Below are 24,771 nucleotides of genomic sequence, written 5' to 3' on the forward strand. Positions count from 1 at the left end.
AAGCGGAGAAGAGCCCAAAAAGTAATCTAACCAAATAAACAATAGCCTCCAACTCCTAGAGTTCGGAGGCTTTTTTGTACCTGTTGTTTGGGTAAGGTAAATAGCAGGTCGTTCCAAAGTTCAACTAAAGAGCTGGTGGTTAGCCTTATTTCTAAGTTCTATATTTTGTCGCTTACCCCTTGCTCAATCTTCAACATAGCTTCCCATTTGCCTATCTTAATAAATAGCGGTTACAAGCTAATGTTGCTGGGAGCGATAGGCTTAGGCTGCTCGCACGAGCTTGTATTTACATATTAAGTATTCTCAACGACTCATGGCTAGGTGTTTAAGGTTGGTTTGTATATCGTGATTAAATCCTAAACCCTATGCAAACAGGCTACTTGTAGTGGTATCTAGGTAGGGAAGAGCTTGCAGTTACAACATGATTTATGTAGAGCCATTTCTAACCTAAGTTACTAGTGATATGCATCAGAACAACATGTCGATTAGTTTAATTATTGATTACATTGAGAAGTCGAAGCGGGGATTGGTGAGCTTTCGAGGTTTGAATTTTGTATGGAATGACAAGCCTCTTAATGGAGAGGGTAAGTGGGCTATTTGCGAGTTAGTTTTTGCCAAATGAACGATTTAGTTCAGTTGAATGGAAATAAAAATGCCGTCACTAGGACGGCATTTTTGACAGAGTTTTAGGTTAACTTAACTTATTACTCAGCGTTTAGAGGATCTTCAGCAACAACTGCAGAGAATGTACTTGAGTTGTATGGTGATGCACTTAAATCTGCGCCAATGCTATAGTTCTCGTAGTCATCAGAGAAGATTTCAGTCGAGCCTGCTGTATCGGAATAAACCTTGTATTCGTCGACGTATAGAGTCGTAGCCGCAGTCCCGCTGTTAGATGAGAACTTAACTGTCGTAGCGGTGACTTCTACGCCCGGTGTAGCGTTCTGTGACGTATAAGGTCCGTACTCGGTACCATTAACTTTAACGGTATAAGTGCCTGCAGCACTCAAGCTTGACGTGTCCCAAGACATTTCAAGGTCAATCCATGTACCAGGAGTGAACGTTGTTACTTGAGTGTCTTCACCACGGAGTGTGATTTTCCCTTCATCAATTTTGAACTCACCAATTAACGATGATGTTGAATTCTTTGTATCAAAAAGAGAAACATACGCAGATTCAGTTTCAGCAACATCATAGTACATAGAAACTTTATGTGTACCTGTTGTCATACCTGAATCAAACTTATAACGTAATTCACCGGTATCGCTAGTATCGGTATCGGTAATCGCCGCTACTTGGTTGTCGGTAGGGTCTGGTTCTGGCTCAGTACTGCCACCGTCAACAATAACAGTCGCTTCCGCTGTGTTGTTGTTGTACGGATTACCTGATAGCGCTTGGCCATTCGGGTAGTTGTTAAAGTTATCTTCAAATACTAACTCGTCAGTAGTCGTGTCATTCGAATAAACTTTAAAGTTGTCAGCATTTAACTCGTAGTGTGTTGTGTTAGAAGTATCACCAAGCTTTAATGACACGATAGTAACGGCAGCTTTGTCGAAAGCCTCAAAACCGTTGCCGCTATTGTCGTATACGGTGTCATTGACCTTGAATGTGTAGTAACCGCTCGCCCAGCTAATTTCAACCGCGAGATCTTCACCTAAAGTGTAAGTGCCTACAGGCTCATCAGGAATTTGAGGTTTACCGCTACTATCGGTAACCGTGGAACGGTAGAAAATTTCTCCAGAGTTAAAAATGACTTCGCCGTGTAAATTAGTGTTAGAAGTACCAGAAGCGTAGAGACTAATATAAGCGTTGTTACCTGAACCATTCGCTTCTTGCTCGGTGTCTTCATCGACTTGGTAGATTAAGTCAACGGTTACCTTTCCTGATGCGATACTGTCTACTGTTGCCCCTGTGCTGCTGTCAGACAGTTTCAAACGTAGTTCACCCACATCATTCTTTACACCACCATTGTTGGTGTCCAAGATTTGAACATAGCCATTGATACCATTTGCTTCATTGGCTTCACTGATAGCTTCTTGTACGGCGTCAGTCGCAGTTTGGTCTGAGCCAGAGTAGTCTATGCCAGTGGTGTTATCTGAAATGCTGAGAGTGCCTGAATCATCAAAAGTAAACGCACCATCTAAGATTTCAAGAGTTGACGAGCCAGTTTCATAGTAAGTAAAAGAAACAGTGCCAGCTTCTTCATCATAATTATTGGTAGAAGCACTTGCATCTTTAATTGTGTATGTACCTAAGTCATCGTCGTCGTCATAGTATTTATGATTACCGTCTTCTTGGAAAACATATACGTTTGGTAGATCTGCGTTAGATGACGCGGATATTGAAGCGGAGTTACCATCACTAATTTGCCAGTAACCACTAGTTAGTGTTGATGGTTGATTGCCCGGATCGGTAGAACCATCCGTCGGAATAGGTAAACCATCACTGTTACAACCAAATAATAAACCTGTCGAAAGGGCGACAGCAGTAGCGACTTTAGAAATCTGCATAAAATATTCTCTTTATGATATTAAATCCATATGTAAATCACATAAGAAATAGATAATGAATAGGCGTTAAAAATATTTTTAGGATTAAACAATATTTATTAGAACGTCCTATTCTTTAAAATAAAGTAATTAAATATGCCCCAAAATTTTACAAGAGGAGAGGGGTGCTTTAATAATTTGACTATTTTCTAATTAGAATGAGTAAGCAACGCCAACACGGTATTTTGCTTCACGATCTTTAGAAGATGAACTGATATCAGATGACCAGATTTCAGCAAAAGGTTTCCATGAACCGAACTTGTAGTTAACTTTTAAACCTGCATCCCATTCCCAGTCATCACTGTTGTAAAGCAGTACGTTATCCAAAGATTTTACATAGTTTGCTTCGTAAGAAAGGCCAAGCTTAGGAATCGATTCAATTTTGTAAGAACCGGTTAGTGTAACTTTTGATTTCTGTGCGGACTCTAAACGCTCGCCGGTCTCTGAATCTTTGTCACCAAATTGAGTATGGTTGCGGAAATCTGCGTATTCGTGACGGTAACGGATGGCAGTCGTAAGGCCCATGTCTGCTTTATAACCAACGCGGAATTGAGGCTTGAAAGTGACCTTTTTCATCTTCCAATCGCCGCCATTGTAGTTCGGCTCATCCCAATCCCAAGCGATTGGCATACCCACTTGTAGATACCAGTTGTTATCGACTTTATAAGTCGCTGTATTTTCTACTTCCATGCCATAAATGTACCAGTTGCCATCGTAGAAACTTTTACTGTTTGCCGATTTAACTTCACCTGAATCTGCATCGTAGTATGAGTCATCAGTGTGGAATTTAACCTCAAGGCCAGTTGAATGTTTCCACTTATCAGACAGTTTAAAGCTATGGCCTAGCTTTACGCGGTGCTGGTGGCGAGCGTCAACATGTGCTTCGTCACCGTTAGTTTTTGTATAGTCAGTCGCTGCACGATACTCATAACGGTAATCAAGTGTTGTAGCAGTCGCTGTGCCCGCTAAAAGAGTACAAGCAACAGCTGCAGCAATTTTTGTAACAGAATTCATACCTTTGTCTCACTATTATTTTTTTATTCTGGATACATCCAATGTACCCCTGGCTCACAAACCAATACCTTACATGGTATTAAATTAATGTATGACAAATATGGTATTTATTCTTGGGCTATATTTCTGTGAGATCTATCAAAAGTTCCGACTAATGGCCTATTTATATAGCTAAATGTTATGAATATCCCAATTTAAAGCTGATCAATCAAATCAATCATGACTCAGTTCTCATATTAACAAACCTTGTAAGCTTGGATTGTCACATGTGTTAAAATAATACAAATAAAGAGTATTCCCATACTTTCATATCGATGTTCTAGTTATTTTGGTCGAAACATAGCGGAGCATGTTGAGGGATATAGACATAAACCATCGTCAAATGTTTGGTAAAAGTTAAAGGATGGCTAAATGTAAATTGTATTTATTGGTTGGTTTCTTTAAGTCGAAGAGAAAATATCTAGTACTAATTCGTGTTCAAAAGTAGTTTCTGTACTGAGAGTGTACTCAGTATCTGTTAACAATAAAGGATGAGTCATGTTTAAGAAAAACATATTAGCAGTGGCGTTATTAGCGACTGTACCAATGGTTACTTTCGCAAATAACGGTGTTTCCTACCCCGTACCTGCTGATAAATTCGATATGAGTAACTGGAAAATAACGATTCCTTCGGATATTAATGAAGACGGTCGTGTTGATGAAATCGAAGGGGTGGCAATGATGAGCTACTCACACAGCGATTTCTTCCATCTTGATAAAGACGGCAACTTAGTCTTTGAAGTACAAAACCAAGCGATTACGACTAAGAACTCGAAAAATGCTCGCTCTGAGTTACGTCAGATGCCGCGCGGAGCCGATTTCTCGATTGATACGGCTGACAAAGGAAACCAGTGGGCATTGTCGAGCCACCCTGCAGCGAGTGAGTACAGCGCGGTTGGCGGAACGCTAGAAGCGACGCTAAAAGTGAATCACGTTGCGATTAACGCTAAGCACCCAGAAAGATACCCAGCTCACTCGGTGGTTGTTGGTCAAATACACGCGAAGAAACACGATGCTTTGATCAAAGCAAAAACAGGTTACGGCCACGGTAACGAACCACTAAAGATCTTCTATAAGAAGTTTCCGGATCAAGAGATGGGTTCAGTGTTTTGGAACTATGAACGTAACCTAGAGAAGAAAGATCCTAACCGTGCAGATATTGCTTACCCAGTATGGGGCAATACTTGGGAAAACCCAGCAGAGCCCGGTGAAGCTGGGATAGCGTTAGGTGAAGAGTTCAGTTACAAAGTGGAAGTGGAAGGTACTATGATGTACCTAACATTTGAAACGGCTCGCCACGATACCGTTAAGTATGAAATCGACCTGAGTAAGGGCATCGATGAACTTGATTCACCGACGGGTTATGCGGAAGATGACTTCTACTACAAAGCGGGCGCATACGGCCAATGTAGCGTAAACGACTCTCACCCTATTTGGGGCCCTGGTTGTGCAGGTACTGGCGATTTCGCTGTCGATAAAAAGAATGGCGATTACAACAGTGTGACTTTCTCAGCACTTAAGCTGAACGGAAAATAGTTAGCAGTTAGCAGTTAGCAGTTAGCAGTTAGCAATTAGCAATTAGCAGCTAGAGCTAAATAGATAGATAACAGAGTAGGGTGAGCAACACGCTAGCCTCAAAGAACATGTTCAAAGGCCACTTAACACAACGTTAAGTGGCCTTTTTTGTGAGTCGAGTTCGCCCCAACCGTTTCTAGTGATGTGTTGACGGTGAATCCTATTCAATGTTTAAACGTTGGTTAACTCATATCAACCAAGCCTTCAGCTACTACTAATTACCACTGAATATTTACCATTTCGTTAGACCCCAAATTCTGGCTCCTAAAACAAAACAACCTCGCCAAGGGGCAAGGTTGTTTTAGGAAGCTCAGGTATAGCTCTAGAGTGAATCAGATACAGCGACTAGTCATACATCAGTTCATTCGCTTTGTTTGCATCAAATTCCTTTAAAGACTTACGCGCCAAGTGTCTAAATGGGAACGCTTTAACTATCTCTTCGAATGGTTGGATAGCAAACGCCCAAAAGATAGAACCGTCTAAACCAAAGATGATCAATGCGCAAAGCGGGATTGAAACGACCCATTGGCCAGTAAAGTTGATTTTGAATACATCGGTTGTTTTACCTAGCGCTCTTAATACGTGTCCGTGTACGGTGTTATAGCCACGAACGATCGGCAAGAAGATGTAGAGCGGGGCAATCACAGCCAGCGCTTGATAGGTAGATGGATCCAAGTCTGGATAGACATCGCCAATCACCAAACTTAAGCCTGCAAACATCACCGCACAAACTACCGAAATACCCACCGCGACATCGATACTGGTATCAACGTTCTTAGTCAGGTCATCCATTTTCTTTGAACCAATCGCTTGGCTGATCGTAATCGCGGAAGAGTGAGCCCAAGCGGTAATGAATTGAGTACCGGCACGTATCCAAGGCATGACTAAGGTAATCGCTACGTAGGCGTTGATATTAAGTTGCGAGTACAGCAATTGGTAAATCGTGGCGCCAATCGAAAGCATAGTCACGTTCGCTGCGACCGGGAATATCTCAATGAAGTGACGACGGATGTTAGTGATGAACTCTGACTTTTCCGTATCCAATTTTAATGAAACAGATGAGTTGTAGTGCACACACAGAATCAAATACACAAGACGAATAGTGATAGCGATAACGCTGCCGAGCGCTGCACCTTGTACGCCAATCCCTTCGAAGTTTGTGAAGCCATGAATAAGCACATAAGAGAGCACAGCGTTGATCGGTAATTCGATCAAGTAGCCTTTAAATGGAACTTTGGTTCTTCCTAGCCCGTTAAACAACGCGATGATAACCTGCGTTAATGCAGTGAAAATCACCAGATATTTTGAAATATCCAGATATTGGCTGATCTCAAGGTGAAGAGTTTTATCGTCGGTTAAGGCTTGAATCAAAGGTTGTTCAAAAAAGGTAAGTAGAAGCCAGAATATTGCTGCGACGCCAAAGTTGATGAACAATCCTGCCCAAAACGCTTTGGATAACGAAGAGGTGACACCAGAACCAACTGCGCGACTGAGAACAAGTTGCGTACCATTTGCCAGCGCCATTTGAATACCCAACACAAACGCGATGATGGTCGTGGCAATCCCCATTGCGGCCAGAGGAATCTCACCGAGCGGAGAAACCAATAGCGTGTCGATCATTAGCATCGATTGCATTAGTAAAGCGTTTAAGGCTAGGGGCCAAGCGAGAGAGAAGTTTTTCCTTACATACGATTGCGAAGACACAAACAACACCTTATGTGTATAACCGTAAGTTTTCTCTGAGAGGACCCGAGTTCGCCATTTAAAGGTGAAACACTACGGTAATGGATGGTTAAAAATGGGCGCTAAAACGTGACTGACTCGTGTATTGGGAAACACGAGTCAGTCGGGTAAATCTTAATTATGCGATGGCTAGTTCAACTCTAGACAGCTTTTGGTTCTCATCATCAAGTAAAGCTTGAGAAGCGATTCGAGCTTGATTCGCATTGCCTGACATAATCGCATCGTATATCGCTTTATGCTCTTCTAGACAGAAGCGACCGCCTTCGGCTGAATGGTCGATAAACTGCTTGAAGATTGTCGATAGAATGTTCGCGAACGGAATGTAAAATTGGTTACCCGTCGATAGGAAAATCGTTTGGTGAAACAGATGATCGTTCGTTGTCCACTCTTCATAATCAAAGCCGTTTGCCGCGATGGTCATCTTTTGGAAAAGAATCGAAAGCTCTTTGCGTTGCTCTACCGTAGCGTTAGATGCCGCAAGCGCACACGCTTCTGGATCAATCGCTTTTCTTAAGCCTAAGAATTGAGATAAGAAGGGCTTGGTGTCTTCTAAGTCTTGAATCCAATACAGTAATTGCGGATCTAAAAAGTGCCATTGCGTTCTTGGCTTGATACGAGTGCCCACTTTAGGCTTCGATTCAATCAACCCTTTTGCTGAAAGCAGCTTAGTGGATTCTCGAAGGGCAGTTCTGCTGACTCCAAAGATCTCGCATAACTCCATTTCGCTGGGTAACTTCTGATTTTCTTCTAACTCGCCAGACAAGATTTTGCGAGCAATTTGTCTCGCTACTTGAACATGAATTCGGCGGCTTGAATCTTCCACCAATGTAAATATTGACATTTAAACCACCTGAAATTGAAACTTTAAAAACAAAAAAAGCCAGACGAATCTGGCGTTTTGGTGTCAGTGTATACGTCTAATATAGTGTGAGGTTTTCCCTCATCTACTAGTACCTGTTAACCAGGTTTTATGTATCGAACTTAGCTACCGACTAGGGCGCCATTTGTCCGCCATTAACATCTAGGATTTGTCCTGTGATGTAACTGCTACAAGCGTGTGATGCAAAGAAAGCAAAAGTAGGAGCGACTTCTTCGATACTGCCAAAGCGTCCCATTGGGATGTTGTTAGCAATGTTTGATTTCAGCTCGTCGCTTTTACCATCGTGAAATGCGGTGTCGATAGTGCCAGGAGAAACAATGTTGAAACGAATATTGTCTTTCGCAAACTCTTTCACCCAATTACGGTGAATATCGTGTAACCACGCTTTTGAAGCGGCATAAATACCAGCACCCACACCACCACCTTCGCGAGCGGCAATAGAACCCGTGCTGATAACACACGATGTTTGCCCCGACTCAACGGCAGAAGCGCGTAAGTGGGGGATAGAGAACTTGGTTGTCATCAATGCAGAGCGAACGTTTAGATCCATGACTCGCTCATAAAACTGGTCATCGATGTCTTCGAGATTTGCACGCCCGCCTAAGCCACCTGCGTTATTGATCAACACATCCATGCCACCAAAATGTTCAGTGAACTCTTTAACTAATCTTTCGCACTCTAATGTGTCCATTAGGTTTGCTGGAAAAAACGCAACATCGCCGCCAAGTGCAGTCAGTTCTGTTAGAACCTCATCCACTTTTGGGCTGAAAGCACGACTATTGATGCCAATCTTTGCGCCGTACTTTGCAAAAATACGTGCGGTAGCTAAGCCCATACCAGCAGTAGAGCCAGTAATTAGAATGCGTTTGCCTTGTAAATCGTTAAACATCAGAGTCGCCTATATTGTAGATTATTTGCGTTAATAAATCATACAATAACACTTGCTATATTCAAGGATGTTCATCTCAAAACTGATCATTAACGCCATAAATAGTGAGAGTAAGAGTGGTTTTGTGAGTTCACGCATACAAAAAGCGTGTAAATAAGAACTATTTGTATGAATAAATGGCTAGGTTTAGTTTTGTGTGCTCAATACATATAAGGTAGGTTGAATATTGCTCTAGGCTATATCAGTAGTGACCTCACGTTATTCTTACACTAAGTTGGTGCAGATATAAATCAGTGCTATAGTCCGGGTTAAATAATACATATCTAATAAGTAAGTAGACACATGGCTGGCTCTTTCAATTCTATTTCAGGCTCTAAGCGAAGCCTTCATGTGCAAGTTGCACGTGAAATCGCTCGTGGTATTTTGTCGGGCAATTTGCCTCAAGGTTCAATCATCCCTGGTGAAATGGCTCTGTGTGAGCAGTTTGGTATTAGTCGAACTGCATTAAGAGAAGCGGTAAAGCTTCTGACTTCAAAAGGGCTATTAGAATCTCGTCCTAAAATCGGTACTCGTGTTGTCGACCGTGCATACTGGAACTTCTTAGACCCACAGCTTATCGAATGGATGGACGGACTTGCGGATACAGACCAATTCTGTCACCAGTTTTTAGGTTTGCGTCGTGCTATTGAGCCTGAAGCTTGCGCATTGGCCGCTAAATTTGCAACTGCCGATCAACGAATTGAATTATCAGAAATTTTCCAAAAAATGGTGGAAATATCGAGCGAAGAGATTCTTGATAAAGAGCGTTGGCTAGATATTGATATGAAATTCCATAGCCTGATTTTTAACGCAACGGGTAACGACTTCTACCTACCGTTCGGTAATATTTTGACGACCATGTTTGTTAACTTTATTTCTCACTCTTCGGAAGAGGGAAGTACATGCATTAACGAGCATCGCGCTATTTACGAAGCGATTATGGCTGGAAATAGTGACAAAGCACGTCAAGCATCAGCAAGTCATCTATTAGAAACAAATCATAGATTACCAATTGCTAGTTAATTGTTTTCGCTAATATTTTAGTGATGATTTTTGAGTTTACTCTGTAGGGTTTTTATCTCAAAAAGTTAAGATAATTAAAGTTAACATCGCAACGGTTACCAAACCGGACGATAAGAAAGCACGTTTGATACGTGCTTTTTTTGTATTCAAATTTGATGAAAACCTGACCAGTGTCCAATATTTAATCTATTATTTGTCGTTTTATTAAAATCACTAGTAACCAGTGTTTTAAGTTATATAATAATACTAATTAAATTATTACGAGTGTGATTATGCCCCAGTCTCTGCTGCCAAATATTCTTCAATTTATCGGTCAGATAGACCCTTTCGATAAGATCCCTAAAGAAGCGCTTCGTGAACTTGCCTCTAATGTTCAGATCACTTATCTCGGCAAAGGGGATGTGGTTGATCTGTGTGAGTCGGGTAAAGAAAAGTCGCTCTACATCATTCGAACCGGCTCTATGGAACAAAGAAAGTCAGACGGTGTACTTCGTGCGCGTTTAGGCAGTGAAGATTTGTTCGGCTTTACGTTCTTAGACTCTGAAGTTAACGACGAGAAAGGCTACAGAGCGATCGCAATTGAAAACACCTTACTTTATGTGATTCCACACTCGGCACTTCAAGCGTTGTTCAAGGCATTTCCAAGCTGCGCAGAACACTTTGCATCACAGGCTCAGGTTCGTTTGAAGTCGGCTCTTGATGTGGTGTGGTCAAATAAAGAGAAAGGCTTGTTCATTCGTAAGGTTGAAGAAGTGGCAAGCGGGCAGGTGGCCATCGTTAAGTCTGAGCAAACTATTCAATCGGTCGCGGTTGAAATGCTGCATCAACGCTCACCCTGTGCGGTGATTTATGAAGGTGAAACGATTGTTGGCTTGATCACCGACCGTGATATGACCAAGCGAGTGATCGCTCATGGTGTCAGTACCGATAACCTGATCTCTGAGGTGATGACGCACTCTCCACTGACGGTTAAACCGGATGATCTTGTGTTACATGCTGCGTCTATCATGATGCAATTCAACATTCGTAACCTTCCAGTAGTAAAAGAAAACAAAGTTGTTGGTCTGCTTACGACGTCTCACTTGGTTCAAAACCACCGTGTTCAAGCGATCTTCTTAATCGAGAAAATCAAATACGCGGGCAGCGTAAAAACCATGTCTTCATTTACTTCAGAACGACAAGCCATTTTTGAAGCGCTGGTGGAAGGCAAAGTGGCACCTGAAACGGTGGGTAAGGTAATGACCATGATTATGGATGCCTACACACGCCGATTGATTCAGATAGCGATTGATAAGTTAGGCCCGCCACCTTGCGACTTTTCTTGGATTGTTGCGGGCTCGCACGCGCGTAATGAAGTTCATATGTTGTCGGACCAAGACAGTGCGATTGTACTGGCAGATGATGCAACCGATAGTGACCGAATCTACTTTAAACACCTAGCAATGATGGTGACTAACGGATTAGCGAGCTGTGATTACCCATTGTGTCCGGGTAAATTCATGGCGGCGACACCAAAATGGTGCCAGCCACTCGGTGTTTGGAAGCACTACTATAAAAAGTGGGTCGCAAACCCTGAGTACGAACGCTTACTCAACATCAGTGTGTTCCTAGAGATTCGTACTATCTATGGCAACAGTGAGTTCGAAGGCATTCTTCGTGATGAGCTGCATTCCAATATTCGCGGTAACCGTGAGTTCTTGAGCACACTAGTGAAAGATGCGGTGAACACCAACCCGCCACTGGGTATCTTCAACAGTTTGGTTCTAGAGAAATCGGGTGAGAACAAGAAAACACTCAATGTGAAGAAATACGCCATCAACTTGATCATCGATCTTGCGCGTATTTACGGGTTAGCGGTGGAATGTGATTTGTCAGCAACCGATGAACGCTTTGCTGCAGCCAATGAAAAAGGCATGCTGAGTGATGACGCGTTCAAGAACATCCTTGGTGCGTATCAGTTCATTTTGTCTTTCCGTTTTGGTCATCAGCTCGAAGCCCTCAAGAACGGTGAAGTGCCAGACAACAACATCAACCCAGACAGCTTTGGTAGCTTTGAACGTAAGCACTTGAAAGATGCCTTTAGAATCATTGCCGACCTTCAAGAAGCGGCGAAAATTCGTTTCGGAGCGCGTTAATGAAAGCCTTGTTGAACTACTTTCACCCGCTTGAACGAATTAAACGCAAGCGTAAGCAGTATTTGAATACGGTTAAACTGCCAGAGGCGTTACACGATCTTGTTGAACAACCTTGTCCTGAAATGACGGATTTGGCCAAAGACAGCGACTACATCGTGTTGGATCTTGAGACCACGGGCTTAGACAGCGAACAAGATCTGATTTTGTCCATGGGGTGGGTCGATGTGGTCAAGGGACGAATCGATTTGGCTTCTGCCAAGCATATCTACCTGAACAATGATTCTCAGATCAACGCTGAAACCGCGGTGATTAACCACATCACACCACAGATGTTGGAAGAGGGCGCTTCAATTCATGATGCGATGTTGACGTTTTTCGAAGCCGCAAAAGGTAAGATCATCGTCGCTCACGCTTGTGTAGTCGAAGAGAAGTTCATTAGCCAGTATCTCTTGAGATGCTATGGCTTAAGGCAGTTACCTTTACTTTGGTTAGATACACTATGTATTGAAAAGAGCATGGAGAAAGCGATCAGCAACCATGAAGAAGTGGACTTAACTCTAGCGGGTACGCGACACAGGTATGGGCTTCCCGAGTACAACAGCCACAATGCGTTAGCGGATGCAGTCTCAACAGCAGAATTGTTGTTAGCTCAGCAGAAGCGAGTAGTGCCTAACGATGAAGTGACACTTTCCTTTTTATATCGGATCAGTCACTAGGGCAGTCGTTTCGCGTATTCGAATCATGGTGAATGACCTGATTTGAAAACATAAAAAAGCCAGCGATTAAGCTGGCTTTTGTTTAGGTCTTAGAAAATTAGGACAGTAATTATCTTAGATTTTTCATAGGTCGTGCAGCTTAGAAGCTGTAAGTTAGACCAACACGGCTACGCAGTTCACGAGTTGCTTTTGTTGATGAAGTGCTCACATCACCAAATTCTACATACGGTGCCCATTGACCCATAATGTGGCGAATACTTGCATTTAGCTCGTAGTTTGTATCATCGTTGTCGTAGATATCGTAGCCGTCAGCTTTGTAGTAGTTACCTTCAAAACCAAAGCGCCAGTTTTCCACTGAGTAGTTAACGTTTGCCGTTAGACGGTGACGGCGTTGGTTAGAAACATTCTGATCGACCGTGATTGGAACACCATCACTATCAACGATAACGTCGCCATTACTATCGAACTGGTACTCTGAACTGCTCGTGTTTTGTCTCATATCGTAACGGTAACGTGCACTTAGGCTTAAACCGTCAATGCTATCCAGTTTATATGTTGCACGAACTTGAGGTTTGTACGTAACACCAGATTCACGACCTTCAATTGGCATACCGTAAGTCATCGTCCAATTGTCGTTAAGTACGTGGCGGTAGTTTAGACCAAGCTCCCAACCATTGTTCTTCAGATCTTCCATGAATTTACCGTCTTCTCCCTTGAATTTTGCTTCGATATCGACAAGGAAGTTACCAATGCTATCGCCAAGCTTTACACGAGTAGCGTGTTGATCTGTATGGCTTTTGTATTCGTGTCTTACATCGAAAGACGCCGCAGATACAGAGCCCGCAGTTAGTACAGATGCCACAGCAATCACGATTTTAGTTTTATTCATGGTATTAGTTCCATATTTATAGGTTTAGTAATGGCCTAAGTCTCAAGCCAAATAGAGTAGTTCTAGCTTTCATTGCATTCAGTGGTTGAGATTATTACTTGGTTACCCAACTTGATTTGCATTTAAATAATACAAATATGGTAACGATTGGGGGCGTGATGATCTGTGAATTAGATCGTATTGTCGTGACAAAAGCCTTATTTACAAAGGGTTACAAAGTTAAGTCAAAATACAACCCATTGTTTTTATTTGATATTGTTTCGCGGTATCTTGGTTTATAAACTTCTTGTTTGTCAATAAATGTGCGCTACAGCAAAAAATTGAATCTTTAGATGTTATTTTTATTTGTAATACATTATTATTTACTAACTTTATGTAGCAGCACTTATCTTTCGTTCGTTGAATATATGTACATTCAACAAAGAGGCGTTAAGTGCTGAAGTAAAGTCGATAGATGAACGGATAGTTCAAAGGACGAGGCATTTGCTTGAGGTGATAAAAGCTTCAATCAGAGAAGGTTTGAAATGTAGTGGGCAAGGCAGTAACACAGCCTGCTATATAGAGATGGGTTTAGTTAAGACGGTTAACGTCTCTCTAAACCAGCGAAAAGAAGAAATCGTTGAAGTGCTTGCAAGAGCATTTTGATTATTGCTCCCAACTATTCTAATTATAACTTCTGCTTTCGTATAGAAAGGTAGGAGATGGTAGTGAAGATCTGCCTTTACGCTCATGTTGATACAGGCAACATGAGCGTTTTTTTTGCCTAAAATTTGAGTTGAGCGTCTATCCGGACGACTAACGATTAAGCTTTCAGATGGACTACCGCACGTTCAAGTGAATCCGTTTGTTTTACCACAGACGTTGCAGAAGCAGCGTTTTTCGATGCTCCAGTCACATTCGCCAGTGTGAGCTGTTTAATTGCACTCACGTTTTCAATGATCTCTGAGGTGACAGCGCTTTGTTCTTTCATCGCATTCGTTACTTCCAAACTGTTGTTTAGAATCGTTTCCATATCGGCAATAACTGAAGTGATTCTTGAATGCGCATTTTCACAAGAGTCGACACTGCTGTTGCCTTTCTCACAACAGTTTTGAATGGTATTTACTACCGTTTGGGTCTGGTCTTGAACGCCTTGGATAATCGTTGAAATCTCTTCGGTTGAAAGCTGAGTTCTGCCCGCTAGGGTTCTTACTTCGTCAGCAACCACCGCAAAGCCACGACCTTGTTCGCCCGCGCGTGCTGCTTCTATCGCTGCATTCAGAGCAAGCAGGTTGGTTTGATCTGCAATGCCTTTAATCACTTCTAATACGGTATTAATTTTCTCGGAATGAACAGAGAGGCGATTCACTTCTTCACTCGCGCTCACTAGGTCAGTCGAAAGTGTATTGATGGTATCTCTGGTGAATGCCACGTCGTTAAGGCCATCGTTCGCCGTTGCGAAGCTGGTTTGTGCATTGGATGAGGCATTTTCGCTGTTGGTTGCCACATTTTGAATATTGCTGCCCATCTGGTTTATCGCGGTTGCAATATTCTCGGTTTGTCGCTGTTGTTTGTTTAAAGCACTTTCAACTTCCGTACCATCGTGTTGAAGCTGGTTAGAGATGTTACCGAGTTCTTGAATAGAGCCCTGAACTTGACCAACCAACTGACGAATATCGGTGAGTACGGTATTAAACGCTTTTGCGATATCAGCTATCTCGTCTGTTCCGCTGTCTTCCGCTTTTACGGTAAAGTCGCGTTGTTGTGCGACCAGCAACATGGTTGAGTTCAACGAGGCTATTTTCTTCGCGACACGAGATGAGATGCCAAAAGATAGTGCCATCAGTAATGCTGCGACGGTAATAATGGAGCTTACAATGAAGGTCGTAATGGTTTGCTGAATCGATTCGACTTGCTGTTCTAAGCGGCCTTCAAGGCTGATGAATATCGAGATGATGTCTTCAAACAGCATCTTCATTTCAGATTTCAGTTCCGCGACCTTTGCCGGATTGCGATCAATCGCGTCCACCATCAAAGAGAAGTCTTTGTCGTATTGCTTTACTTCAAGTGTCAGTTTTTCCAGCTCAGGGACTGCAATGTCAGACTCTTTGAGCAAGATGGAAAAGCTAGCCATCAACTGTTGAAAGTGTGAGTACTCTTTGGCGAATACTGGCTTGAGCGCTTTCTCGTGGCTTATTAGAAACTCTAATTCCGTTCGATTGAGCTGAAGCATAGAGACTTCGAGTGACTTTACTTTGATCAGCGTTTTTTCAAGCTTGATCAATTTCAGGTTGGCCAGTTCAGTGAATGAAACAACAACCAACAAAGACACGATGGATAAGCAAGCTAGGCTAAAAAGGGAGGTTTTAATTTTCATAGGTGGGCACCAAAGCAAAACAATATGACTCAACAACGTATTTAGAATCGTGTTTCTCTATTTGCGTGATAAGTCGCTTACGAGCTAGATAATTGAGAACTCACTCGCAACGAAAACGTTTGCTTACATTATTTTATGAAAAGGTTATGCGCAAGTTAAATATTTATTATTTTCAATGGCTATTGATGATTGTTTTGTTATTAGTGATTGTTTTGGGCGTAAAGGAAGAGGAAGAGGAAGAGGAGGGAGATGAGGTCGATAGATCTTGTTAACGGAGAACGCGGTGCTTACCTGAGATTAAAGAAGATGAGTACTTGTGCTTTGTCACACGAGCACTCATCCGTTTGTATTTAGCTTTCTGTCGGCATCCAAACTTGTTTAGACGTGATTTTGTGGTCTTTAAAGGTCAGTTCTTCAACCTTGTCTCCGTTAAGGTTCCAGCGCGTTAGTTTTCCATTCGCCACTTCACCTTCATTGAATTTCGCTTGGCTTGCCTTATTGCCGTTAGGGTAATAGTCCGTTACCAGACCATCTTTTTGTCCGTCGCTGTATTCAGCGGTTAGGCTTTGTTCGCCATTTGGATACCATCGAGAGGCAACACCTGATAGTTCGTTGTCTTTATAGTTGAGCTCGGCTTTCTTCTGGCCGTTGGGATACCAGGTTTCTGTTTTGCCTTGTAATTCACCTTTAACGTAATTCACTTTAGAAGCAACTTGGCCGTTCGGATACCAGTTGGTTTCTTGACCCAGTTCTAGGCCGTCAGCAAATTGAGCTTGGGTCGCGACTTGGCCGTTATCGAACTTCTCTTCAAACTGACCAGTAAAGGGTTTTGAATGGTTTACTTGGTAAGCCACGCCTTTACGCATCTGTAAATAGTCGACAGCATCTTCACGCGGTGTAGCGGCATAACTCATAGAAGACATCGTACTAAGAGCAATCAATATAGGGATGTATTTCTTCATAATGACACCTTTTTATTGGACAGGGGGAAAGTGTAACCGGTGTGTTAAAAGCATTTCATTTCCATGAGCCACTGTCAGCACCTAATAGTGGTTTTCAAGTTTCCATTATTAGCGGTCTAATGAAGGGAACTTTTTAACGCCATTCTAGACTAATATCTCACAACATTTGTAATACAAATATGTTGTATTGATTCATTTTTATAAACTATATCTAACGAGGTTTTGGTTGTTCATCAGTGATCTCTATTCGTCACGATTAACTATTTTTAGCGATGCTGGCCAGATTTTTAACGATACAGACTCGATTATTAGCGGTAATAACTGGATTTTTGGTGACTTTGTTCATGTTTGTCGAGGTTTTTGGTGCGCTTACAGTACGGATGGTTGCACTAAGTTGATGAATTACGCTCGTGAGTGGTGCAAATTTGAACTCGATCACTTGTATGATTATTTGAGCGTTAGACTGTAAGATCATTGTCACGCATTTAAATTATTGTAGTACAAATGTAGTTGCCATCTATCTATAGTGACCTTAACAAAAAAACATAAATAAAAAGGTCTAAAGATGGAACTCAATACCCTGATAGTTGGCATCTACTTCCTATTCTTAATTGCGATAGGGTGGATGTTCAGAACGTTTACAAGTACGACAAGTGATTACTTCCGTGGGGGAGGTAACATGCTGTGGTGGATGGTAGGTGCAACGGCATTTATGACCCAGTTCAGTGCGTGGACATTTACGGGTGCAGCCGGTAAAGCCTTCACTGATGGCTTTGCAGTAGCGATTATCTTCATCGCTAACGCATTCGGTTACCTCATGAACTACCTTTACTTCGCTCCGAAGTTCCGCCAACTGCGCGTTGTGACGGTAATTGAAGCGATTCGTATGCGTTTTGGTAAGGTGAACGAGCAAGTATTTACTTGGTCTGGTATGCCAAACAGCGTTATCTCTGCGGGTATCTGGTTGAACGGTCTTGCGATCATCGCATCGGGTATCTTCGGCTTTGATATGACAACAACAATCATCTTAACGGGTCTGGTTGTACTGGTGATGTCAGTAACGGGCGGCTCTTGGGCGGTTATCGCCTCTGACTTTATGCAGATGGTTATCATCATGGCAGTAACCGTGACGTGTGCAGTGGTTGCTATTTACCACGGTGGCGGCGTTACGCAGATCATCAATGACTTCCCAACGGACTCATTCATTACGGGTGACAACCTTAACTACCTAAGCATCTTCAGCATCTGGGCTGTGTTCATCTTCTTAAAGCAGTTCAGTATCACCAATAACATGCTGAACTCTTACCGTTACCTTGCAGCGAAAGACTCAAACAACGCACGTAAAGCCGCTTTACTTGCTTGTATCCTGATGACGCTTGGCCCAATCATTTGGTTCATGCCTTCTTGGTTCATGGCAGGTCAAGGTGTTGATTTAGCAGCCGCTTACCCTGAAGCTGGCAGCAAAGCCGCTGATTTCGCATACCTTTACTTCGTTCAAGAGTACATGCCTGCAGGTATGGTTGGTCTTCTGATTGCCGCGATGTTCGCAGCAACCATGTCTTCAATGGATTCAGGCCTAAACCGTAACTCAGGTATCTTCGTTAAAAACTTCTACGAGCCGATTCTTCGCCCTAAAGCGACAGAGAAAGAGCTAATGGTCGTTTCTAAACTCACGTCTACTTTCTTCGGTATCGCGATCATCTTGGTTGCACTGTTCATCAACTCGCTTAAAGGTCTGAGCCTTTTCGACACCATGATGTACGTTGGCGCATTGATCGGCTTCCCAATGACAATTCCAGCATTCTGTGGCTTCTTCATCCGTAAAACACCGGATTGGGCAGGCTGGGGCACGCTAGTTGTCGGTGGTGTGGTTTCTTACTTCGTTGGTTTCGTTATCACTGCTGACATGATTCAAAACTGGTTCGGTCTAAATGAACTGACAGGCCGTGAATGGTCTGACCTAAAAGTGGCTATCGGTCTTATCGGTCACATCATATTTACTGCTGGTTTCTTTGTTCTTTCAACGCTGTTCTACAAGCCATTACCGGAGCACCGCGAGAAAGACGTAGACAAGTTCTTCAACAACCTAGCAACACCATTAGTTGCTGAAAGTAATGAACAGAAGAAATTGGATAACAAGCAACGTCGTATGTTGGGTTCACTTATCGCAGTCGCGGGTGTGGGCGTAATGACAATGTTCGTACTGCCTAACCCAATGTGGGGACGCATGGTGTTTGTTCTTTGTGGCTTGATTGTCTTCTCTGTTGGTTTGCTGCTTGTGAAAGCGGTCGATGACAAGGTTGAGCAACAAGACGAAGTCACGCCTGCTGAAGGCTAATTTAATACGCATTCAAAATAACATCACGGCCACCTGAATGGGTGGCCGTCAATTTTATAATCCAAACTTTAATGTGAGATGTACGATGAACAAAAAACTCTTATCGGTAAGCATTATTAGCGCGTTTACGTTAGCTTTCGCGACAGGCTGTACGACTCAAGAAACATCAGCACCCGTGGTTAGCGTGGCTGAACAAGTGGTACCTACAATCAGCGAAATCGACCGTAGTTACTTATTGAGTAGTAACCGCTTAACTGAGGTTGATGGCAATACATTAGACGTTGCATCAGAAGAGCAAGTGGCCGCGCTTAAAGCACAATTTGAAAACCTAAAGGATGGCGACGAAGTTGTTATCCCCAACGGTAAATACGCGAACTTGGGTCAAGTGACGATTACCGCGAATGACATCACCATCAAAGCTGAGCAAGCCGGTTCTGCGTGGATCACTGGCTTGATCCAGTTTGAATTGAAAGGTGATGACATCACGCTTGATGGCTTAGTGTTTACGGAAGGTGGTCCAAACGAACGTTTTGGCGCAGTACGTATGATGGGCAATGGCAACACGCTTAAGAACTCAACATTCTACTACTTCAACCACGATTACACGTACGAGCCTGATGAGCGCCGCTCTGAGTATCCAAAGTACCTTTGGGTTTCGCTATGGGGTAAAGACGGTAAAGTGATCAACAACCGTTTCGAAGGTAAGCAGAAGCGCGGCACTTTGATCGGTGTTCAAAAGGATGACACGTCAGACAACCACCTGATCGCGAACAACATCTTCATGGATCAAAAACCGAATCAGTTTAATGAATTCGATATCAAAGAAGCAATTCGCTACAACGGCAACAGCTGGGAAGCGATCCGCATCGGTGATTCCAAATCTTCACAGTGGGATTCAAGCTCTAAGTTCGTGAACAACCTGATGATCGATATGGATGGTGAGCGTGAGCTTATCTCTATTAAGTCGGGCGACAACACGATTGCAGGTAACACCATCTTCCAAAGTTCAGCACTGATCTCACTGCGTCACGGTAAAGGCAATACGGTTGAGAACAACATGATTCTGGGTAACGAGAAACGCCTAACCGGCGGTATGCGTATCTACGATGAAGACCATGTTATTCGTAATAACTACATTGCGAACACTCGTGGCCGCGATGGGGTAATTGAAGGTAACGCTGACCTGCGTGGCGGTATCGTTATTAACACCGGCATTATCGATGTTGCGAATGGCGAGCAGTTAGATCAATCGGTGAAGGGCAAAGAGCTGAACAAGCAGTGGACGCCGAAAAACATCACCATCGAAAACAACTCTCTAGTCGATACTGAGTGGGGCATTGTTTACGGTAACCAAAGCCACCGTGTAAGCCTGTTTAACAACGCAGAAGTTGAAGGCATCTATGCAGGTGTGGACGTGGCGTTCAAACACAACGTGGTTGATAACTCGCAATCACCTGAGTTTGTCAGCGTTCGCGCCACTCATGACTTCCCATTGGTGGGCGCTACCTACACAGATGAAACTTACGTAGGTCAAGTGACGGATTCTGAGCTGATCGGAAGTTACTCGGTTGAACTGCCAAAAATGACGGTTGAGAACGGCATCAACGCTTACCAAGGCGAAGGTGCAGACGTGTCTAAACTTGCAGTGGTAACGGCTGAAACAGCGGGTCCAAATTACGTGCTTGAAAATACCAAGAAGTAATCAGTTTTAGTACTCATGCTAGTGCCGAGTAACGAGATAAGTGCGGAGAGCGATTCGAGAACGACTCGATAGGTTATCCAAACACTAGAAACTGAAAAAGCCCCAATAGGTATATTCCTGTTGGGGCTTTTTAGTGTTCTGCTTCTAGGCTCAAGGTCTAGGCCCAGAGAGCAAGGTTTAAGGTTAAAGCCTAGGATTTGTACTTATGCAGCAGATCCCAAGGGATGTTGCACAAGTGGTGATCTTCAGGGAACTGGCTTAGGTGATGTTGGTGGATATCGTCACTGGCAACGTATTTGGTCAACGGCCGTATTTCGAGCGCGACTCGGTCTGCATCATCACGAGAGGCAATGTAGCGCTCAGCTTGCGCTAGGTGCAGGGCGTTAGTGCTGTATACACCGGTGCGATACTTCTCGCCTACATCGACACCTTGTTTGTTTACGCTGTAAGGGTCGATGATCTCAAACAGATGATCCATCAGAACCGTGACTGACGTGATACTTGGGTCAAACTCAATTTGGACACATTCTGCATAGCCATCGTAAGCGTTTTGGGTGTCATCACTTTGTGTTGTGTCGTTTTCTGTTGGCTGGGTGCTACCATTGGCACGGCCTGCTTCTGTGCTGATCACACCGGGCACATACTTGATGAATTCTTGCACACCCCACAAGCATCCGCCTGCTAAATAAATTTGTTCCATACTTCTCTTTGAGCTCTCTGTGTTCGTTGCTAGATGCTAGATGACTGTTGGTTATTAATAGACAGTCTAGGCTGTTAAGGCTACATGCATATCAATAGCTTGGAGCATGCTTAAATACGTGATAGAACCGTATATAAAATAGGCTTATAAAAACAAGCGCTTAAGCATTGTAAATCAGTGCCAATGAACAAACGCGCCACTGAACAAACTAAAGTTAAATGCGATGATGTGATTATATAAGTCATCGCACCTTGTCACCAACCCGAATCTCAACATCAAGTGAGCGTTAGTCTAACCATGTTTGATCAAATTAAAGACTTCATTAATCCGAGCAAGAACCCCGATCTCACGCAGGCTCATGAATATCAGCGTAAGCATCTGCCGACCTTGTGGCTGTTGGGCAAAACGGGTGCGGGCAAGTCATCGTTTATTCAAGCGGTCACGGGTGACTCCTCTGTTGAAGTGGGTAATGGTTTTGCGCCATGCACCATGACGGCAATGTCGTATGCGTTTCCACAAGACAAACCGGTTATGCGATTTCTCGATACCCGAGGGCTGGGTGAGGCCGATTACGATCCGGCAGACGATCTTAAAGAGATCGGTCAAGCGGGCAATGCGCTCGTTGTGGTGATGAAAGCCGATGAGCCTGAACAATCCGCTGTGCTTACCGCTCTGCAACAGATTAAGAAGCAAAAGAAGATTAAACACTTACTGCTTGTTCATACCGCTGTCTTGTCTTCCAATGAAGCAGACCGCGCAAGGCAAATGCAATTCAACACCAATCAAATAGAGAAGGTGTGGGGGAAGGAATTTGAATCGGTCGCAGTGGATTTTGAAACGGATGACGTGAACAACAGTAGCTCAATCTACAATTATGAAGCCTTGATTGAACTGCTAACCAATATGCTTCCTGTTATCGGAATGATGGTGGTCGACGAAGAGCATTCCACCCAAGAAGAAGCCAACTTTGACCAAGTAGAAAACGAAGTGCTTTGGTACGCAGGAAGTGCAGCGGCCAGTGATTTGATTCCGGGTGTTGGTTTGGTGTCTGTGCCTGCAATTCAAGCGAAGATGCTCCACAGTTTGGCAAATCAATATGGGGTGGAATGGAACAAGAGAGTCTTTAGCGAGCTGATAGGCACTTTGGGAAGCAGCTTTGCAGTGCAATATGGAATGAAACTCGGAACTCGACAGCTGATAAAGTTGATTCCGGTTTATGGCCAAACGGTCGGCGCGGTTGCCGCAGCAGCCATGAGTTTCGGCACCAGTTATGGTTTAGGACGAGCGGCGTGTTTTTACTTCTATCATAAGAACAAAGGCGAAGACGTGTCTGAACAAGAGATGCAAAAGATCTACAAAGAATCCCTGAAAAAAGGTAAGGCGGCGTCGGGCTATGAAGAAAATTAGAAACCTATTTCGATTACTTGCCATCCTATCAAGCGGGCGTTGGGGTATTGCGCTGATTTCGGCGATCTTCCCAAGCCTCATCATGATGGGCTTTGGTCTGTTTTTGGCCGTCAAATACGGCTATCTGTTGGAAATGTCGATTGCCATTGCCGTGAGCACCTTGGTGTTCACCATTCCTTTATACATTTCTAGTCGTTCTTCTCGCGAACCAACTTATAGCAATGCGTCTGCTCACTCAGCAAGCGAGGGTGAAGCCGAATCATCGCCTAAGAGTGCTGACATCAATGATATGTTAGTAAAGGATGCGTTAGTAAACGATGCGATGGTCAAAGCATCCGATGAATGGTCGCAAGCTGAGTTGTTGATTTGGAACGACTCGAAACACTACGTGCGTCAGCAATTAAGTAACGAGATAGAGTGGGGCAACCTCGACCAAACTGGTTTAGAGGTGCTTGAGTTTGTTGCCAAAAAGTTTGATAAGAAATCGCTCGATTTTTCGATTCCTGAAGGGCTTAAGTTATTTGAAGAGGTCAGCCGCCGCTACAAGTTGGTGGTGAAAGAGCACATTCCGGGTATTGAATATCTTAAGGTTTCTTACATCAAAGCGGGCTACGAAGCCTACGACAAATACGGCGAGCTAGGTCAGAAGATCTTCAAAGCGGCGATTTGGGGTAATCACCTTAAAAACCTGTATTTGAATCCCCTCAAAGTGATTTCTGATCTAGGTCGAGAGCAAGCGACATCTACCATGACTAAAGGTGTGGTCGATGACATGCAATACGCTGCCAAACAAGCTTTACTCGATGAAGTGGCTGCAGTCGCGATTGATCTTTATAGCGGTCGATTCAGCATTGAAGATGAATCGCTGAGATCGTCTGATGTGTCAGAAGCCGACGAAAAGCGTTTTGCTCCTGAATTAGAGCCTGTACGAATTGTGCTGGTGGGGCAAACAAGTTCGGGTAAATCCTCACTGATTAACGCCCTTAAGCAAGAGTTGGTTGCCGAGGTCGATGTACTGCCATCAACCGATACTTCAACCGTTTACAACGCGTTTGTCGACGACAATGACGTTCGAGTGGTTGATCTGCAAGGGCTTGATGGCAACGCCAAAACCGAAGCGAAGATGTTTAAAGAAATGACTCAAGCCGATGTGGTGCTTTGGGTGCTTAAAGCCAATCAATCGGCTCGTGAACTGGATAAACAGTTGAAGGGTAAGTTTGACGCTTTCTATGACGATCCGAAGAACATCTCACGTAAGAAGCCAATACTTGTCTCAGTTGTGAATCAGGTCGATCGATTAAAGCCAGTTGATGAGTGGCAGCCGCCTTATGATTTGGAGAATCCGACATCGGCTAAGGCTAAGATCATTGCTCAGGCGCTCGAATACAACCAAACACTGCTACAACCCGATATTGCATTGCCACTGGCGATTGCTCCTGAAAAGGCGCAGTTTGGTTTAGACACTTTAAGGCAGACGTTGCTTGAGCGTATCGCTGACGCAAATAACGTGCAGAGAAACCGTCAACGTTTTGAAGCAATGAAAAGAGGGACGTCGGTTAAAGGACTGCTGAACAAAGCGGTAAAAGCCGGTAAGAAAGTAGCACCAAGTGCACTGAAAGCCGCAACACCGAAGTTGGCTGAAATGGCGATTAAACAAGTGGTTAAGAAGAAGTGACCTGATGTATTGGAAGTGGCAATAGCTATGGCTATAACACAAACAATAGCAATTAAGCTCTGATGAAGCTGAAGAAGTTAACGAAACTCAGTGATTATCAGAGCTTGTTTTATTTACCATTAGGGCTTTGTTGCGTAATT

General features: G+C 43.5%; 17 protein-coding genes. 8 read left to right on the forward strand and 9 right to left on the reverse strand.

Annotation, left to right across the window (positions count from 1 at the left end; translation table 11 throughout):
* Positions 1–704: 704 nt before the first annotated feature.
* A complete protein-coding gene (locus BCT49_RS24460) occupies positions 705–2,510 on the reverse strand; it encodes a hypothetical protein (RefSeq protein WP_102438858.1) in 1,806 nt (601 codons plus the stop codon).
* Positions 2,511–2,702: 192 nt separating this feature from the next.
* On the reverse strand, positions 2,703–3,563 hold the full coding sequence (locus tag BCT49_RS24465; RefSeq protein WP_102438860.1) for an oligogalacturonate-specific porin KdgM family protein: 861 nt from the start codon (positions 3,561–3,563) through the stop codon (positions 2,703–2,705).
* Between the two features lie 537 nt (positions 3,564–4,100).
* Between BCT49_RS24465 and BCT49_RS24470 the strand changes: the two genes are divergently transcribed.
* Positions 4,101–5,138 carry a polysaccharide lyase family 7 protein gene (locus tag BCT49_RS24470; RefSeq protein ID WP_102438862.1) on the forward strand — a complete coding sequence of 346 codons (1,038 nt, stop codon included), beginning with the start codon at positions 4,101–4,103 and terminating at the stop codon, positions 5,136–5,138.
* A gap of 384 nt (positions 5,139–5,522) precedes the next feature.
* Here the strand turns inward: BCT49_RS24470 and BCT49_RS24475 are convergent, their stop codons facing one another.
* From BCT49_RS24475 to BCT49_RS24485, 3 genes are all read right to left on the reverse strand, one after another.
* Complete coding sequence (locus BCT49_RS24475; protein WP_102438864.1) at positions 5,523–6,890, reverse strand: MATE family efflux transporter; 1,368 nt, start codon at positions 6,888–6,890, stop codon at positions 5,523–5,525.
* Between the two features lie 148 nt (positions 6,891–7,038).
* Positions 7,039–7,761 carry a FadR/GntR family transcriptional regulator gene (locus BCT49_RS24480; RefSeq protein WP_065104089.1) on the reverse strand — a complete coding sequence of 241 codons (723 nt, stop codon included), beginning with the start codon at positions 7,759–7,761 and terminating at the stop codon, positions 7,039–7,041.
* Positions 7,762–7,912: 151 nt separating this feature from the next.
* On the reverse strand, positions 7,913–8,689 hold the full coding sequence (locus tag BCT49_RS24485) for an SDR family NAD(P)-dependent oxidoreductase (protein WP_102438866.1): 777 nt from the start codon (positions 8,687–8,689) through the stop codon (positions 7,913–7,915).
* A 342-nt stretch (positions 8,690–9,031) separates the two neighbouring features.
* On the opposite strand from BCT49_RS24485, the gene BCT49_RS24490 reads away from it, so the two are divergent.
* The 3 genes from BCT49_RS24490 (at position 9,032) to BCT49_RS24500 (ending at position 12,602) form a co-directional block, all read left to right on the forward strand.
* Positions 9,032–9,751, forward strand: coding sequence for a FadR/GntR family transcriptional regulator (locus BCT49_RS24490; RefSeq protein ID WP_102438868.1), 720 nt, complete (start codon positions 9,032–9,034; stop codon positions 9,749–9,751).
* Positions 9,752–10,023: 272 nt separating this feature from the next.
* Positions 10,024–11,886: a DUF294 nucleotidyltransferase-like domain-containing protein gene (locus BCT49_RS24495; protein WP_102438870.1), complete on the forward strand. Its 1,863-nt coding sequence runs from the start codon at positions 10,024–10,026 to the stop codon at positions 11,884–11,886.
* On the forward strand, positions 11,886–12,602 hold the full coding sequence (locus tag BCT49_RS24500) for a 3'-5' exonuclease (protein ID WP_102326547.1): 717 nt from the start codon (positions 11,886–11,888) through the stop codon (positions 12,600–12,602). The genes BCT49_RS24495 and BCT49_RS24500 overlap by 1 nt, the downstream gene beginning before the upstream one ends.
* Before the next feature lie 139 nt (positions 12,603–12,741).
* Here BCT49_RS24500 and BCT49_RS24505 read toward each other — a convergent pair whose 3' ends face one another.
* The 3 genes from BCT49_RS24505 to BCT49_RS24515 form a co-directional block, all read right to left on the reverse strand.
* Positions 12,742–13,491, reverse strand: a complete 750-nt coding sequence (locus BCT49_RS24505; protein WP_102438872.1) for an oligogalacturonate-specific porin KdgM family protein — start codon at positions 13,489–13,491, stop codon at positions 12,742–12,744.
* Positions 13,492–14,293: 802 nt separating this feature from the next.
* Positions 14,294–15,847, reverse strand: a complete 1,554-nt coding sequence (locus tag BCT49_RS24510; protein ID WP_102438874.1) for a methyl-accepting chemotaxis protein — start codon at positions 15,845–15,847, stop codon at positions 14,294–14,296.
* A gap of 350 nt (positions 15,848–16,197) precedes the next feature.
* On the reverse strand, positions 16,198–16,809 hold the full coding sequence (locus BCT49_RS24515; protein ID WP_102438876.1) for a toxin-antitoxin system YwqK family antitoxin: 612 nt from the start codon (positions 16,807–16,809) through the stop codon (positions 16,198–16,200).
* A 565-nt stretch (positions 16,810–17,374) separates the two neighbouring features.
* On the opposite strand from BCT49_RS24515, the gene BCT49_RS24525 reads away from it, so the two are divergent.
* On the forward strand, positions 17,375–19,147 hold the full coding sequence (locus BCT49_RS24525; RefSeq protein WP_102438880.1) for a sodium:solute symporter family transporter: 1,773 nt from the start codon (positions 17,375–17,377) through the stop codon (positions 19,145–19,147).
* An 85-nt stretch (positions 19,148–19,232) separates the two neighbouring features.
* Positions 19,233–20,849: a polysaccharide lyase 6 family protein gene (locus BCT49_RS24530; protein ID WP_102438882.1), complete on the forward strand. Its 1,617-nt coding sequence runs from the start codon at positions 19,233–19,235 to the stop codon at positions 20,847–20,849.
* 190 nt (positions 20,850–21,039) lie between these two features.
* Here BCT49_RS24530 and BCT49_RS24535 read toward each other — a convergent pair whose 3' ends face one another.
* Positions 21,040–21,549: a peptide-methionine (S)-S-oxide reductase gene (locus BCT49_RS24535; RefSeq protein WP_102438884.1), complete on the reverse strand. Its 510-nt coding sequence runs from the start codon at positions 21,547–21,549 to the stop codon at positions 21,040–21,042.
* Between the two features lie 297 nt (positions 21,550–21,846).
* Here BCT49_RS24535 and BCT49_RS24540 point away from each other — a divergent pair, with 297 nt between their 5' ends.
* Both BCT49_RS24540 and BCT49_RS24545 read left to right on the forward strand, forming a co-directional pair.
* Positions 21,847–22,956, forward strand: a complete 1,110-nt coding sequence (locus tag BCT49_RS24540; protein WP_102438886.1) for a YcjF family protein — start codon at positions 21,847–21,849, stop codon at positions 22,954–22,956.
* Positions 22,943–24,631, forward strand: a complete 1,689-nt coding sequence (locus BCT49_RS24545; protein WP_102438888.1) for a GTPase family protein — start codon at positions 22,943–22,945, stop codon at positions 24,629–24,631. Before BCT49_RS24540 ends, BCT49_RS24545 begins: the two co-directional genes overlap by 14 nt.
* The last annotated feature ends 140 nt before the right edge of the window (positions 24,632–24,771 follow it).

It is taken from the genome of Vibrio lentus (assembly GCF_002875945.1).
GTDB classification, from domain to species: Bacteria; Pseudomonadota; Gammaproteobacteria; order Enterobacterales; family Vibrionaceae; genus Vibrio; species Vibrio apostichopi.

Coding starts and splice junctions, on each gene's coding strand:
- BCT49_RS24500 (WP_102326547.1), top strand. CDS start 11,886: ATGAAAGCCTTGTTGAACTACTTTCACCCGCTTGAACGAATTAAACGC.
- BCT49_RS24540 (WP_102438886.1), top strand. CDS start 21,847: ATGTTTGATCAAATTAAAGACTTCATTAATCCGAGCAAGAACCCCGAT.
- BCT49_RS24470 (WP_102438862.1), top strand. CDS start 4,101: ATGTTTAAGAAAAACATATTAGCAGTGGCGTTATTAGCGACTGTACCA.
- BCT49_RS24480 (WP_065104089.1), bottom strand. CDS start 7,761: ATGTCAATATTTACATTGGTGGAAGATTCAAGCCGCCGAATTCATGTT.
- BCT49_RS24490 (WP_102438868.1), top strand. CDS start 9,032: ATGGCTGGCTCTTTCAATTCTATTTCAGGCTCTAAGCGAAGCCTTCAT.
- BCT49_RS24465 (WP_102438860.1), bottom strand. CDS start 3,563: ATGAATTCTGTTACAAAAATTGCTGCAGCTGTTGCTTGTACTCTTTTA.
- BCT49_RS24485 (WP_102438866.1), bottom strand. CDS start 8,689: ATGTTTAACGATTTACAAGGCAAACGCATTCTAATTACTGGCTCTACT.
- BCT49_RS24495 (WP_102438870.1), top strand. CDS start 10,024: ATGCCCCAGTCTCTGCTGCCAAATATTCTTCAATTTATCGGTCAGATA.
- BCT49_RS24525 (WP_102438880.1), top strand. CDS start 17,375: ATGGAACTCAATACCCTGATAGTTGGCATCTACTTCCTATTCTTAATT.
- BCT49_RS24530 (WP_102438882.1), top strand. CDS start 19,233: ATGAACAAAAAACTCTTATCGGTAAGCATTATTAGCGCGTTTACGTTA.
- BCT49_RS24505 (WP_102438872.1), bottom strand. CDS start 13,491: ATGAATAAAACTAAAATCGTGATTGCTGTGGCATCTGTACTAACTGCG.
- BCT49_RS24535 (WP_102438884.1), bottom strand. CDS start 21,549: ATGGAACAAATTTATTTAGCAGGCGGATGCTTGTGGGGTGTGCAAGAA.
- BCT49_RS24545 (WP_102438888.1), top strand. CDS start 22,943: ATGAAGAAAATTAGAAACCTATTTCGATTACTTGCCATCCTATCAAGC.
- BCT49_RS24460 (WP_102438858.1), bottom strand. CDS start 2,510: ATGCAGATTTCTAAAGTCGCTACTGCTGTCGCCCTTTCGACAGGTTTA.
- BCT49_RS24510 (WP_102438874.1), bottom strand. CDS start 15,847: ATGAAAATTAAAACCTCCCTTTTTAGCCTAGCTTGCTTATCCATCGTG.
- BCT49_RS24515 (WP_102438876.1), bottom strand. CDS start 16,809: ATGAAGAAATACATCCCTATATTGATTGCTCTTAGTACGATGTCTTCT.